Raw genomic sequence first — 13,970 nt, 5'->3', positions numbered from 1 at the left:
GTTGTATTTTTCCTGTCCTTATTGATCATTTACCCACCAACACTCAAAACAGAATGAATAGGGTGGTGACATAGCAGGCCTTTGCAAATGTTTCCAGTACGCTACACGATGATAATTTAAATGCCAGTGTGGAATAATAAAATAGTGCCAGAGCAATATTCTATCCAAACTACGAGTATATAGCTGAAGCTCCTCACGGGTGTGTGCCTTAGTTATCATCGTGAGGAGTTGGTCCACAGCGGGTAATTGAATACCCGATAAGTTGAGTGAGCCTGGGGTAGTGGCTTGTGATGAGTGATACAGCGATTTTAAGTTTTGACCAGGTGCAAGTGATTGTGACAGTGCCAGTGTTGTCATATCAAAATCAAATTGCTTAAGGCGTTCTTGATAAGAAGCGCTATCAACAATGCGAATACGCATATCAATGCCTATTCGCTTCAGATTTTTTTGCAAAGGCAGCAGTATGCGGGAGCTGCTTTGCTGATATTCAAGCGCCTCAAAAGTAAACGGCTTACCCTGAGCATTGACTAGCTTACCTTGTTGCATGCGCCAGCCTGCAGAACGAAGTTTTTTTAAGGCAATGCGTTGTCGGTCACGAATGGTACCATCATGAATATTAGGTAGCTTGAAGGCTTTTTCTTTAATATGGGAGGGTAGTTTAAATTGTGAGAGTAGTTTTCGCTCTTCCGGTGTTGGAGAGCCAAAGCTGCCTAAGTCTGAGTTGGCAAACAAGCTGTGCGAACGTTGGTAAGCATCATAAAATAGGACTTTGTTGGTCCATTCAAAATCGAATGTCCAGGCAATCGCTTCTCGAGCTGTAATATCATTAAACGGAAAGTGTCGGCTGTTTAAAAAAAAACCTTGCAGTGATGCAGGCTCACGATGAGGAATAACTACTTTAAGAACTTTACCTGAGTGAACGGCAGGAAAAGAGTAAGAGGTTTCCCATTGCTTAGATATATGTTCAATGCGAAAGTCATATTGGCTGGCTTTAAATGCTTCAAATGCCACCGTACTCTCTTGGAAAAAAATATACTCTACCCTATCAAAATTATAACGCCCTTGATTAATGGCTAATGATTTTCCCCAGTATTGCTCGTCCCGCTCAAAGGTAATACTTCGCCCTGGCTCGACCTTGGTCATTCGATAAGGCCCACTATTAAGGGGTGGCTCAAGGGTGGTAGCGGCAAAATCGCGGTCTGCCCAATAGGTGGCAGATAAAACTGGAAGCTCTCCAAGCCGGAGAATCAAACTACGACGACTGTCGCCTGAGAGTAAAAATTTTACCTGTTGTTTTGTTACAGCGGAGGCATCTTTAACATCAGTATAAACAAGCTTATAACGTGGATGTCCTTTCTTGATTAATGTATTGAATGAAAAAACGACATCTTGCGCCGTAATCGGCGTGTCATTGTGAAAACGAGCTTCAGGTCGAATGTGGAAGATCACCCACTCATAATTGCTGGGAAACTCAATGTATTCCGCAATCAAACCATACGCTGTTTGATACTCATCGCCTACTCGGTTATCACCTGTGGTGCCCATGAGTAAGGTTTCATTGTTTTCATTAATGCCATATACATAAAACCCGGGGGTGTTTACAGGGCTGGTGCCTTTTAGAGTGTAAGGATTTAATGTATCAAATGTGCCTAGCGCTGATAGGGTGATCTTGCCTCCTTTAGGGGCACTGGGGTTTACATAGCTAAAATGCTTAAAGTTGTCTGGGTACTTTGGCTCACCATGAAGTGCTATGGCAGAGACTTTAATAGTAGTGTCAGCGACAGTTGACGTAATTTTTTTTTCGCTTGTCGTTACTGGTACTTCACTGGTATAGACATGCTGAAAACTATAGAGTCCCATAACTAAAGTCAGCCACTGAAACCAAGTCAAAGTAGTCCAATATCTTCGTGAGATATTGCCTTTTGGCAAAACCTGCTGGTGCATTTTACCCCTCATGAGTCGTTTAACCGTGAGTTGAAAGCACTACATGTGATGTTTTTTTTAATAAGTCAGTAACTTGATTAGAAATGATTACTCTTAACAGTATATCTGGCGAGAGGGATTATGTTGGGTAGATTGATGTTTCTTTCTAACTACAAATAAGGCTGCTGCAAATACAGGGCGAGAAACTCAAAAGAGGAGGGGTATAACCTATTAAGCAAGTAATAGGTTATAAGGGATTGAAATGTTGACTGGCTATTAAGTGCCAGTCACATTAACAAACAAAGTAAGCGCCTGGCCTGGCTTTAGGTTTGTATGTGGTAGCTGATTCCAGTCTTGAATATCATCTACACGCACATTAAAGCGGGTAGCAATTCTGTAAAGTGAGTCTCCTTGACGTACTTTATAGTTCACTTTGCGCCTTACTTTGCGCTTATCTCTTGAGGCATGAGTGCTTGATTTGGCACTGGCCAATTTTATCACCAGGCGTTGACCAGGCTTTAGGGTGTCTCGAGGTGATAAATTATTCCATTTGCTGAGCGATTTGACGCTGACATCATATTGACGGGCAATGTGCCAAAAAGAGTCTCCACGCTTCACTTTGTAATAAACGGATTTACCTTGGGCTGCAACCCGAGCTTGTTTGCCAAGGCGGCGTTGGGTACGGGTTTTAGTGTATTGGCTTAAAAGCTGGCTGGCTTGGGGAATCAGCAGAGTTTGTCCTGTACGAATTCGGTGACTAGCGAGTTTATTGGCTTGCTGGATGACTTTGGTCCGTGTTTGAAAACGGTGAGCGATAGCAATCAGCGAGTCTCCTCGTTTGACCTGGTAGCGTTGCCACTTCATACGTTTATTGGGTGGAAGTGTTTGCAATGCATTTTGAAACTGCTTGGCTTGAGAGATAGGTACCAGTAAGTAGTGAGGACCATTAGGATCAGTAGCCCACTGGTTAAATCCTGGGTTTAGCTGGTAGAGCCTATCCAGTGGTAAGGTAGCCATATCCGCGGCCAAGGCTAAGTCGATTTGGCCTTGAGTTTTGATCTTTTGAAAATAAGGCTTATTGGCAACTGTGGGCATTTGGATGCCGTAACGCTCAGTGTTAGCGATGACATGTGCTAAAGCCAGCAAGCGTGGAACATACTGCTCGGTTTCCCTGGGGAGGTCGAGAGACCAGTAATCCTGAGCTTTTCCTGAGGCTTTATTACGGCGTATTGCCTTCAGAATGGTTCCCTCTCCTGCATTGTATGAGGCTAGTGCTAGCTCCCAGTCGCCGAGGTGTGTGTAAAGTTTGCTTAAGTAGTCCAGTGCTGCATTGGTGGAAGCAACCACATCACGGCGACCGTCATACCACCAATTTTGCTTAAGTCCAAAATATTTTCCTGTACTGGGAATAAACTGCCAGAGGCCTGAAGCCCTTCCTGGTGAGTAGGCAAAAGGATCATAGGCACTTTCAATCACAGGGAGCAAGGCCAATTCAGTGGGTAATCCACGTTGCTCAATCAGTTCTGCAATGTAAAACAGGTAGGGTTCAGCTCGCTCACTCACTCGCTGGATATATCGGGGGTTTCTTTTAAACCAGGCGATCTCACGCTGCATACGTGGATTGTCAACAGAGTAGGGTAGGGAAAACTGTTGGCTTATCCGCTGCCAAACATTATTAAACTGAACTGTGTTTGATGATGTTGTGTCAGTTTGCTGCAATGTTTCCTGATCCGCACGGGCTGCAGCTTCTGCAGAGAGAGATTGGGTTGCAGGTTCTTGGTGAAACCAGGAGAAAACAGATTGAGGAGGGTCTGGCTCTGGAGCTTGACTTGAAGCAGTCAGTGGTTTACTGGTTTGACAGCCTGTAAGCAGGACTGTGCCCGTGAGTCCGAGACAACAAAGTATTCGGCGGTAGGCTTTTTTGCCCCCAAAAGAGTCATTTTGATAATACAACATCATATGGCCAGGATTGTGTAACACACTTTTTATGAGGCGAGCCTTCTGAGCACTTCTGAACAAGGAGGTCGCAGTGTTTATGGTAACTTTAGGTCATTGCGCTTAAATTTGTTGAAATATATCTATAAAAAAGTGTGTAGCATATCATCAAAATGCTGTGAAATGTAAAGAATAAAAAAGCCGCAAAAAGCGGCTTGATGATAATAAAGAGCGTGTTTTTTTGTTGGATCGCGTAGTTTTAATCGAGGGGGGTTAAGCTGTCAGAAATGATCTTTCCAACGCCGTAACGTGGCAAAGACATCAACAGGACTAGCCAGGCTTTGCTGTACATGCGACTCACAGCGTTGTTTTACGGTGAGTTCTGTGCAACGTAAAAAAGGGTTAGTACTTAACTCTTCGGCAATGGTAGAGGGGAGGGTCGGTTGGTGATTATTGCGTAACTGTGTTACATGTTGGCGTCGTGCTGCCAGTTCAGCATTGTCTGGTTCAACAGTATGCGCAAAGGCAAGGTTGTTTTGTGTATATTCATGAGCACAATAGACTAATGTGTTTGCAGGTAAGTGAGCCAGCTGCTGTAAGGACTGGTAAAGCTGTTGTGGCGATCCTTCAAACAAGCGGCCACATCCACCCGCAAATAGGGTGTCACCACAAAATAATACTGGCTGACTAAGCAGTGTTTCAGAAAAATAGGCAATATGATCAAGCGTATGTCCCGGCACTGCAACTACGTTAACACTATGATTCAGCAAGGTAAGCGTATCATTTGCTTTTAGTGGGACGTCGATGTCATGAATAGCATCGCTTTCAGGGCCATAAGTAGTTGGCTTGAAGAGTTTTTTGAGGGCTTTAAGTCCACCAATATGGTCAAAGTGGTGATGAGTGATGAGAATACCTTCCAGCTGTAACTGCTTTTCCTGTAGGGTATCAATCACAACTTTCGCATCGCCAGGATCTACAACCCACGCTTTGTGAGTTTTGGTATCACTGATGAGCCAGATATAATTATCATTAAATGCAGGAATAGGTGATATAGAAAGCATATGTCGCGCACCTGACAGATTAATTATAGTAAATCATTAATGGTATTATACGGTATACCCTGCGCGAGTCATTTCTAGGGTTTGTTACTGGAACTATTCTTGTGCCCTAGGGGGTATAAAAACCCTTCGCTATGAGTATAGTTAGCTAATGAGTGTGTTATGAAATTTTGGCGTAACGTCAAGCAGCGACCCAGTTACTCGGCAGTCTTGCCCATTTTGCACCAGTGGTTACAAACCGGTGTAGGTAAGCGTTTTCTTGCCTCGGGTCACCAGCTTTTGGATCACACACTTGAAAGCGTATTTGGTTATCATGGCGTTGTTGTGAGTATTTGTGAAACGCCCTCAATTTTACAAGCCAGTCGAGTTGCCCATCATACATTAATAACGCCTTTTTCATTGCCCGCTTGGGGGACACAACAGATTATTGCTTCCCCAAGCCACTGGCCGCTTAGGCCTAGAAGTGTCGATATGGTCTTAATACACCATGGTTTAGATTATGTAGAACGTCCTCATCGACTATTAAGAGAGGCCTGCAAAGTTGTTATTCCTGGTGGCAAGATCATTATTGTCGGGTTTAACCCGTGGAGTTTATGGGGGGCATCGCGGCGTTTAAGAGAGCGCTATAAACGGGGTGGCAAATACGCCAACTTTATTGCTGTGCGCCGGCTACAGGACTGGCTAACATTACTGAACTTCTCTGTTGATCATTTACAATACGCAGGCTTCACGTTGCCTATAGCGCAGGGGAAAATAGCTGAGCCTGCTTGGGAAAAACGCTGTGAACGCTGGCACTTACCCTTTGGTAGCCTGTATTTACTAAAGGCTACTCGAGAGTTAACGGGGATGACACCTATTCGCCCTGTGTGGCGCCAGTTAAGAGAAACACTGACAACTCCCACCTTGGTGGAACCTAATACACGATGAAAGATTTAAGTGGAGAATAGTTTGAGTCAGGTAGTAGAAATTTTTACAGATGGTGCGTGTAAAGGTAATCCTGGTCCAGGAGGCTGGGGGGTGTTATTGCGCTACAAGCGCAAAGAAAAAACCTTATGTGGCGGTGAGCTGGAAACCACCAATAACCGTATGGAGTTAACAGCCGCGATTGAAGGACTAAAGGCCCTGACACGTCCTTGTAAAGTGCGCCTGACAACGGATTCAGAATACTTACGTAAAGGTATTTCAGAGTGGATGCCTAACTGGAAGCGTCGAAACTGGCGAACAGCCAGTAAATCTCCCGTTAAAAATGCTGATCTCTGGCAAGCATTGGATGTTGAGGCTCAGCGTCATCAGGTGGAGTGGTGTTGGGTTAAGGCCCACAATGGACATCCTGATAATGAGCGGGCTGACCAGTTAGCAAACCAAGGCGTAACAAAGGTTTTGTCATCATAGGTTAATCAGTGATTGTGGATTTTAGTTAAGAAGAGCTGCCATGCGTATAGTTGTCTTAGATACTGAAACAACAGGTCTTGAACCCTCTCAAGGGCATCGAATTATTGAAATAGGTTGTGTTGAGCTGGAAAACCGTCGTTATACTGGACGCAGCTTTCATTGCTATATCCAGCCAGACCGAGAGGTGGATGAGGGTGCGGTTCAAGTTCATGGTATTACCAATGAATTTTTGCAGGATAAACCGCGCTTCCATGAAATTGTTGAAGAATTTGTCGCTTTCGTAAGAGGGGCAGAGCTTGTTATTCATAATGCCCCCTTTGATGTAGGCTTTATAAATCACGAGTTTAATCTTCTCTCGCCCCCAGTACCTGCCGTCGATACGATCTGTCAGATCACTGATAGTTTAGTCATGGCGCGGAAAAAACATCCTGGGCAGAAGAATAGTTTGGATGCGTTGTGTAAGCGATACGGTGTTGATAACTCTGCTCGAACTTATCATGGCGCCTTATTAGATGCGGAAATTCTGGCGGATGTCTACCTGACCATGACGGGTGGGCAAACCATGTTATCGTTGGGTTCTGCAGATAGTGATGATGAAGGAGAAGGTGCTAGCCGTATCCATCGGGTTTCCAGCGATCGCTCTCCACTACCCGTTATTCTGGCATCAGCTGAGGAAATCGAGACCCATCAAGCAAAACTCAAGCAGATGGCTGACAGTGGTGCCTGTTTGTGGCATGAGTTAGAGGCTGGGGGTGAACAGCACCAAGAAGTTTGATGGCAAGTGCTGAACTGGTAAGAATGTTTTAGCCAACCACCCAAGGTTTAGAGTGGTTGGCTAAACAAGCAACTAGATTAATGTTGATACACAGAGATAACCTACGATGGTTAATACAATGGTATAGGGCAAGGCCATAATAACCATTCGACCATAGCTCAAGCGAATGAGTGGAGCTAATGCTGAGGTTAATAGGAATAGAAAGGCTGCCTGACCATTAGGTGTGGCGACACTTGGTAAGTTAGTGCCGGTATTGATTGCGATAGCTAACATATCTAGGTGGTCACGAGTGATGAGGTTAGCTTTGTAGGCCTCAACGACTTCATTAATGTAAACCGTTGCTACAAACACGTTATCACTGATCATGGACAGAATACCATTAGCCAAAAAGAACATGCCTGGCTGAACAGATTTATCCATTTCAAGTACTGCATTGATGATAGGGGTAAACAGGTGCTGGTCATGTATCACTGCAACAATACCAAAGAAGACGACAAGCAAAGAGGTGAAGGGTAAGGCTTCTTCAAAAGCTTTACCTAACTGGTGCTCTTCAATAATACCCGTAAATGCAGTAATCAAAACAATTACTAATAACCCGATAAAACCAACCTCTGCCACATGAAAGGCTAAGCCCAGCATGAGAATAATACCCGCTATTGCTTGCACTATAAGGGCGGCAATATCTTTGTTATTACGCTTTTCTGCCTCAATCTCAGCATGCTCGGTTAAAATTTCGCGGACAGCAACTGGTAGTGTTGCACCATAGCCAAACCAGCCGGTTTTCTCTAATACAACCAGCGTTAATAATCCGGCAACAAATACTGGCATGGTGACAGGTGCCATGCGCAAAAAGAACTCGACAAACTCCCACTGTACTTTTTCAGCAATTAGTAGGTTTTGAGGTTCGCCGACGACAGTGCAGACTCCACCAAGTGCAGTACCTATGGCAGCATGCATCATAAGGTTACGCAGGAAGGCGCGAAATTGTTCAAGGTCCGAGCGGTGGAGCTCTACCACCATATCATCTTGATGATGGTTATGGTCAAGGTGTTGCAGTTTTTTACCCGAGGCAACTTTGTGGTAAACCGTGTAAAAGCCGACGGCCACGCTGATAATAACGGCAGTTACGGTCAATGCATCTAAAAAAGCAGATAACACTGCAGAAACAATGGAGAAGAGCAGTGATAGCACCAGCTTTGAACGTACACCGATTAATATCTTGGTGAATATAAAGAGCAGCAGATCTTTCATGAAATAGATACCTGCTACCATAAACATCAGTAGCAAAATGACAGGGAAGTTTTGGAATACTTCATGCTCTAATGAATCAGGTGTGGTGAGGCGCAAAAGCATGGCTTCGATGACGAGTAGTCCCCCGGGTTGGAGGGGGTAGCACTTTAATGCCATCGCCAGTGTAAAAATAAATTCTAATACAAGACACCATGAGGCCACTGTGGGACCTGTCTCTGAAGGTAAGATAAATAAAATCAATGGGTTAATGACTAAAAATGCCAGAATGGTGTACTTGTACCAATCCGCTGAGTTTCCCAGAAAGTTGTGCATAAATGCACTTTTAACAGAACTAGGCATACGCTATTCCTAACTTAAGTTACTGGCCATGTTGGTATATACCAACATGCAAACAACTGAACACTGCAACCAGTGGTTATAGGTGCCAATATCCATTAATACGAGGGACACTTAATGCTTTAGCAAGCCATGAAGGGCGTTGTTGCGAAAAGCAGAGGTGTACCACACAGGTGTCAATGGCTAATCCAAACTAAAGCATATTGCGTAAATAAACGCAGCACTGAATGAAGATTAGTACACTGACAGCCATTTCAGGACATGGCTTGTTGCAACATAAGATGGTTGCTTGTGGCACCGCCTCGCCTTTGGTGGTAAGACCCACTCTCATTTTAAGGTGAGTTTAATCCAGGTTAAGGTATCTGTGGTCAGGTCTTACCACCAAAGGCGACACGCGCACTTTAATATAGTCAACCACTAATTTAGTGGCGATGATATAAATCAGTTTAAGACAAGGTGAAATAAATTATAACGACTTTCTCTCAGAAAAGCAGTTTCTAACAAGGATTTCAGCAGGTCGTACAGATAGATCACGTACAACATACTCGCTTTTTAGAGGGTAGTTGTTATATTTAACAGAGGTATGGTAACGGTTTTTGCATGACGTCGTGCCTTATAAAATATAAAGCAGTTTTGCAGTCGTACATCTTATTCGTTGTGTTTATCACTAAAATAATGACATACTTGAAGTCATTACCTTTATTGATGTGCTGTTATTAGACATGATGTTGGAGATGCTAAATTTTACGCAGGGTAGCAGCACATAGCCTGAGTAGATTCATTGAGGTTATGCAGGCATACTACGAGTGTTTCCTACTCGTGCACTAAATTTGTAGTATGTTTACTACGTTAACGGGTTTAGACAAAGCCGGCGTTAATTCTGGCTTTTTTCATGCTGTTAATACCATGATGTTTGGAGTTACTATCTGATGGCGGGTGCTTCTTCTTTAAGCTTGGTTCGTGATGAACTGGAAGCCACAATCCAGAATGCCGAACACAGTTTGGAAAGTTTTATTGAGGATCGTGAAAATGGCTCTCATATCCAGTCGTGTGTAGATTATTTGCAGCAAATACGAGGCACACTCAATCTTATCGAAGTAAGTGGTGCGGAGCTACTCGCGCAAGAAATGCTGGAGTTGGCTACTGATATTCCTGAAGGGGCTTCTGCAGAGAAAGATGATACATTAAGTGCACTGGGTAATGGTCTATTTGTGTTGAATCGTTACCTGGAGTATTTACAACTTAATCGTAATGAAATTCCTGAACTGTTAATTACAGTAATTAATGAATTACGAAGTGCGCGTAAAAAGGCTGCGCTTCCTGAAAGCCATTTCTTTACAGTTCGTCTAGATTCCACTATTCCCCAGCCTGATGAGTCAGCAGAATTATCTACCCAAGAGTTAGGACAAAGTACACGTCGATTACGACAGATGTATCAAGTGGGCCTGTTAGGGTTAATTCGAGAAGAGAATGTTTACTCCAGTGCACGGTTAATGTCGCGTGCGTTAACACGGCTGTACCGGCTTTATGGAAAACAGTCTTTTGCCAAGCTTCTTTGGGTGGGCAGTGCTGCATTAGAGTCTTTTGCTGATGTTGAAATGCAAGTGACTAAGCCCAGGAAAATGCTGCTTGCTTCCGTTGACCGTCAGATAAAGCGCTTACAGTCACCTACTGAAGAACTAGCGAATATTGAACCGCCCAAGGCGATACTTAAAGAGCTGCTTTATTACATTGCTCTTGCTAGTAGCAAGGGCCCGCTTGCTACTGCGGTGCAAAAAACCTTTGGATTGCTACCGTTACCGTTTAATGACCACCGGCTAGCAGAAGAGCGCTCTATTTTGGCTGGACCAGGTAACGAAGTTTACCGTTCGGTATCCAGTGCGATCAAAGAAGAGCTGGCCACAATTAAAGATATGCTTGATCTCCTTGAGCGTGGAGCTGGACATACTGAAAACGACTTTTCTGATATGCATGATAGCCTGGGGCGTTTAGCAAATACCTTAATCGTTGTCGGCTTGTTATCTGCGGCTAAGTCCCTTAAGTCACAGCAACAGGTGGTAGCAGGTTGGCAGCAGGCTGGTGAGGTTCAAGATCAGGAGCAATTGCTGAAACTCGCAGATACTGTCCTGTATGTCGAGTCGCTGGTTTCTAGTTTAGAAAGCTCAATGGTCAAAGCTTCTCGTCATGATGCCACTCCAGGCAGCGAGTCATCAACGATGGCTAATACTCAACTGACTGAAGCAAGAATTGTTGTGGTTGAGGAGTCACAAGCAGGGTTAGCCTTGGCAAAACGAGCCATTACTGCTTTTATGGAGTCGAACTGGGATAAGATGCATTTAGGCAATCTTCCTGCTACGTTAGATGCGGTACGGGGTGGACTTTTCTTTTTAGGGTTAGAACGTGCTTCAGCAGTTCTTGATGCTTGCAATCGCTTTATTCAAGAGCGCATTATGAAAAGTGCAGAGCCACCTTCTACAGAAATGCTGGAAACCCTGGCTGATGCCTTGACCAGTTTAGAGTACTTCTTAGAAGGGATGGAAAGCACACAGCAAGCCGCCCAGGAAGTACTTGAGTTGGCCGAAACCAGTTTGGCAGACTTAGGTTATAAAACCAGTTATCAAGCAACGCCTGCTTCATAACGACATAAGGTTACTGTGAACGATAACTAATGCGCTTAACTGTTTATTGCGCTCGACTGATAGTACCATGAAAGTATTGCTCGATCCTTTACCTTTTACACCTTATGTGTCTTCTAATTTATTAGAACATACTAAACATGTTGTCTTTATTAATGGACAGGTTGTTTGCTGGGCTGCTAGCCAGTCACCATTATTAACGTCTTCTCAATGGCAAATGCTGCAGTCAGCCTTAAACACTGAACCGCTATCATTTAGTTTGGCGCAATTTCAGCAGCAGCAGGTCGCTGGGCATGTACTGTCTATCGACTGTGACCTACCTAAAGCGTTTGTCCTTTTGCCGCTTAGAGCGGTGCTGTTATCTTTGCCATCTGCTACTGCAGAATTACTTAATTATGCGATGCAACTGGCGGACTGGCATGATTTACACCGTTATTGTGGGCGCTGTAGCCAGCCACTAACGGACCACCCAACCGAGCGTGCCAAAGTTTGTCGTTGTGGGGCAAGAAGTCGATATCCCACGATTAGTCCTTGCGTTATCGTGCTGATTACCAGGGGAACGCAGATGCTGTTGGCGCGAGCTCCTCACTATCCTGAAGGACGGTATAGCACAATTGCAGGTTTTTTGGAGCCTGGAGAAAGCGTTGAGCAGGGCCTCAAGCGGGAAGTTAAAGAAGAGGTGGGAGTTGATGTATGTAACTTACAGTATAAAGCGAGCCAGCCCTGGCCATTTCCCAACTCATTGATGTTAGGTTTTCATGCTGATCATGCTGCGGGCGAAATTTTAATTGATAATCATGAAATTATTGCAGCGGACTGGTTCGGTCCCGAAAACTTACCACAACTGCCTCCCCCCATTTCCATTGCACGCTGGTTGATTGATGACTTTTTGTCCTCATGCTGACGGGTATTTATTTCAGCTAACTGCACTCTTTTCTTTTTGGAATATTTAAGAAATTTCAGGTTGCTGATTTTTTTGACTAGTCTTTTGACTATGTTTATTTAGTGAGACTTTTTCTGTCGGCTATTTTGCAAGCCTGATGGTTTGCATTGAGCTTGTCTTAAAAGTGAAAGGATGCTGCTATGGTGTATCTGGCTATTGCTGGAGTCATGTGCTTTATTGCCCTGCTTATGTTATTGCTGGGGTTGCGATTATTATTTTCGGTACATTGGATTTTAGGATGGTTGCGAGGCACTATAGGACTATTAGCACTGTCAGTGAGTATATTTTTAACCTGGGCTGCGTTAGATGTAACTGACTATGATGAGTTGGGATATAACGAAGCGTTAGCAACAGTGCGTTTTAAAGAAAATCAGCCAAACCAGTTTCAAGTTACGTTTAGTGAAACTCAAGGTGTTAGCCACTATTTACATTTAGCAGGTAGTCAGTGGCAAGTTACTATTTATGGGTTAATGACTAACGCAACCTTACAAAACTTTGGAATTCCTGCAGGTTTTAAATTTGTTAAAATAGAAGGTGTTGATGGGCAACAGCCAACTAGCCAAAAAATGTTGACAGAAAGTCGCTATGGTCTGGATATTTGGCATGTCTTACAACGATTTAGCTGGCTTTTTCCTCAGGTGTCAGCGAAAGCCTTTGTCTCATCACTGCATCCCGCCAAAGCAGATGCCTTATATCGAATATCAATGACGTTGAAAGGTGTTGAGGTTAAGGAGTTAAGTGGGGGAGTGAAGGATAATGCCACTAATGCTCAAGAAGAATTAAATGCAGCTACCAAAGAGCAAACGGCTGAAGTAGAAGAGCGTGAGGGAGAAGCAGAGACTGTTTCTCCTGATACTGATCAGGCAACAGGCCCAGAATAAGCAATATCTACTAAATAATGCAGTAAAGCAGATTCTTCCTAGGCTTTATTCTTGCGAGTGTAAGCCTACAGTAGAAGGCTTACACTTAGATACCTCTCATTTTTGGAGGATGCTGCAAAACTACTGCGCTTGCAAATACTATGTTAAAAGTCAGCTCAAAATACTCATTTATTAGCTATAAACTCTGTTTTCTTGCTGACTTTTGCTTAGCTCCTGACCTTTTGCCACATCCTCTTTGGAGGTTAGGGGAAATACAAAAAGGCTCAGCTAGGATATTTAGTCAATAGGAAATAGTTCACTGAGTTTAGTGGCCAACATGACATCGCCTTCTGCGCGTAAATTACCCGCCATAAATGCCTGCATACCATCAACTTCCCCAGTCATGATGCCATCTAATGTTTCGGCATTCATAATTAAGGTGACAGAAGGATCATCAGAAGCACCTTCGTTAATTTCACAAGTGCCGTTTTTTACAATGATGTGGTAAGTGTCACCATCTTCAATATCAAGCTGGAAAATAACGTCAAGACCTGCGGCAGCATCGGGGTTGAATTTTTCCTTCATGTCTTGAAGTGTATTAGCAACAGTTGTCATCGTCGAAATCTCACAAGGTTAATTTATTGGTACAAAGTTTTAAAAGCTAAACAGTTCCTGGTAGGCATGCCCCACAATTTGTGACACAAGTTGAGCATGTTCGTTTTCTCTTTTTTTAACAAGCCTATATATAACACAGGTTATCCCTAATAAGTGTTATAGCTTGTATGTGTCTTATTACTGTATCAGCACATGCTAAATGGTGAAAACGTGTTTTTAAAAAGAAGTTGGTGCCAGCAGGTTATG

General features: G+C 43.7%; 11 protein-coding genes. 6 read left to right on the top strand and 5 right to left on the bottom strand.

Annotated elements, in window-relative coordinates; translation table 11 throughout:
• Positions 1 to 18: 18 nt before the first annotated feature.
• The 3 genes from KHS79_RS19780 to gloB form a co-directional block, all read right to left on the bottom strand.
• Entirely contained in the window at positions 19 to 1,944 is a 1,926-nt protein-coding gene (locus tag KHS79_RS19780) for an extracellular solute-binding protein (protein ID WP_212721222.1), read from the bottom strand.
• Positions 1,945 to 2,199: 255 nt separating this feature from the next.
• The gene (locus KHS79_RS19775) at positions 2,200 to 3,882 is read right to left on the bottom strand and encodes a lytic transglycosylase (protein WP_212721221.1); all 1,683 of its coding nucleotides are present in this window, start codon (positions 3,880 to 3,882) and stop codon (positions 2,200 to 2,202) included.
• Positions 3,883 to 4,139: 257 nt separating this feature from the next.
• On the bottom strand, positions 4,140 to 4,919 hold the full coding sequence (gloB, locus tag KHS79_RS19770; RefSeq protein ID WP_027707837.1) for a hydroxyacylglutathione hydrolase: 780 nt from the start codon (positions 4,917 to 4,919) through the stop codon (positions 4,140 to 4,142).
• A gap of 159 nt (positions 4,920 to 5,078) precedes the next feature.
• On the opposite strand from gloB, the gene KHS79_RS19765 reads away from it, so the two are divergent.
• Genes KHS79_RS19765 through dnaQ form a run of 3 tightly spaced genes read left to right on the top strand, consistent with a single transcriptional unit; the run spans position 5,079 to position 7,083 of the window.
• Positions 5,079 to 5,843: a class I SAM-dependent methyltransferase gene (locus KHS79_RS19765; protein ID WP_212721220.1), complete on the top strand. Its 765-nt coding sequence runs from the start codon at positions 5,079 to 5,081 to the stop codon at positions 5,841 to 5,843.
• Between the two features lie 21 nt (positions 5,844 to 5,864).
• On the top strand, positions 5,865 to 6,308 hold the full coding sequence (gene rnhA, locus KHS79_RS19760; protein ID WP_027707839.1) for a ribonuclease HI: 444 nt from the start codon (positions 5,865 to 5,867) through the stop codon (positions 6,306 to 6,308).
• Positions 6,309 to 6,348: 40 nt separating this feature from the next.
• Entirely contained in the window at positions 6,349 to 7,083 is a 735-nt protein-coding gene (gene dnaQ, locus KHS79_RS19755) for a DNA polymerase III subunit epsilon (protein WP_027707840.1), read from the top strand.
• Between the two features lie 72 nt (positions 7,084 to 7,155).
• Here dnaQ and nhaB read toward each other — a convergent pair whose 3' ends face one another.
• Positions 7,156 to 8,673: a sodium/proton antiporter NhaB gene (gene nhaB, locus KHS79_RS19750; RefSeq protein ID WP_212721219.1), complete on the bottom strand. Its 1,518-nt coding sequence runs from the start codon at positions 8,671 to 8,673 to the stop codon at positions 7,156 to 7,158.
• Positions 8,674 to 9,599: 926 nt separating this feature from the next.
• On the opposite strand from nhaB, the gene KHS79_RS19745 reads away from it, so the two are divergent.
• From KHS79_RS19745 to KHS79_RS19735, 3 genes are all read left to right on the top strand, one after another.
• Entirely contained in the window at positions 9,600 to 11,309 is a 1,710-nt protein-coding gene (locus tag KHS79_RS19745; protein WP_233468516.1) for a hypothetical protein, read from the top strand.
• Between the two features lie 67 nt (positions 11,310 to 11,376).
• The gene (gene nudC, locus KHS79_RS19740) at positions 11,377 to 12,210 is read left to right on the top strand and encodes an NAD(+) diphosphatase (protein WP_212721214.1); all 834 of its coding nucleotides are present in this window, start codon (positions 11,377 to 11,379) and stop codon (positions 12,208 to 12,210) included.
• A 179-nt stretch (positions 12,211 to 12,389) separates the two neighbouring features.
• Complete coding sequence (locus KHS79_RS19735; RefSeq protein ID WP_027707843.1) at positions 12,390 to 13,130, top strand: hypothetical protein; 741 nt, start codon at positions 12,390 to 12,392, stop codon at positions 13,128 to 13,130.
• A 276-nt stretch (positions 13,131 to 13,406) separates the two neighbouring features.
• Here KHS79_RS19735 and KHS79_RS19730 read toward each other — a convergent pair whose 3' ends face one another.
• Positions 13,407 to 13,724 (bottom strand): SCP2 sterol-binding domain-containing protein, encoded by a 318-nt coding sequence (locus KHS79_RS19730; protein ID WP_027707844.1) that lies wholly within the window; start codon positions 13,722 to 13,724, stop codon positions 13,407 to 13,409.
• Positions 13,725 to 13,970: the final 246 nt, after the last annotated feature.

Source organism: Zooshikella ganghwensis (assembly GCF_018263875.1).
GTDB classification, from domain to species: Bacteria; Pseudomonadota; Gammaproteobacteria; order Pseudomonadales; family Zooshikellaceae; genus Zooshikella; species Zooshikella ganghwensis.
The sequence above is the reverse complement of the archived record's forward strand: the minus strand, read 5'-3'. Positions and strand labels throughout refer to the sequence as shown.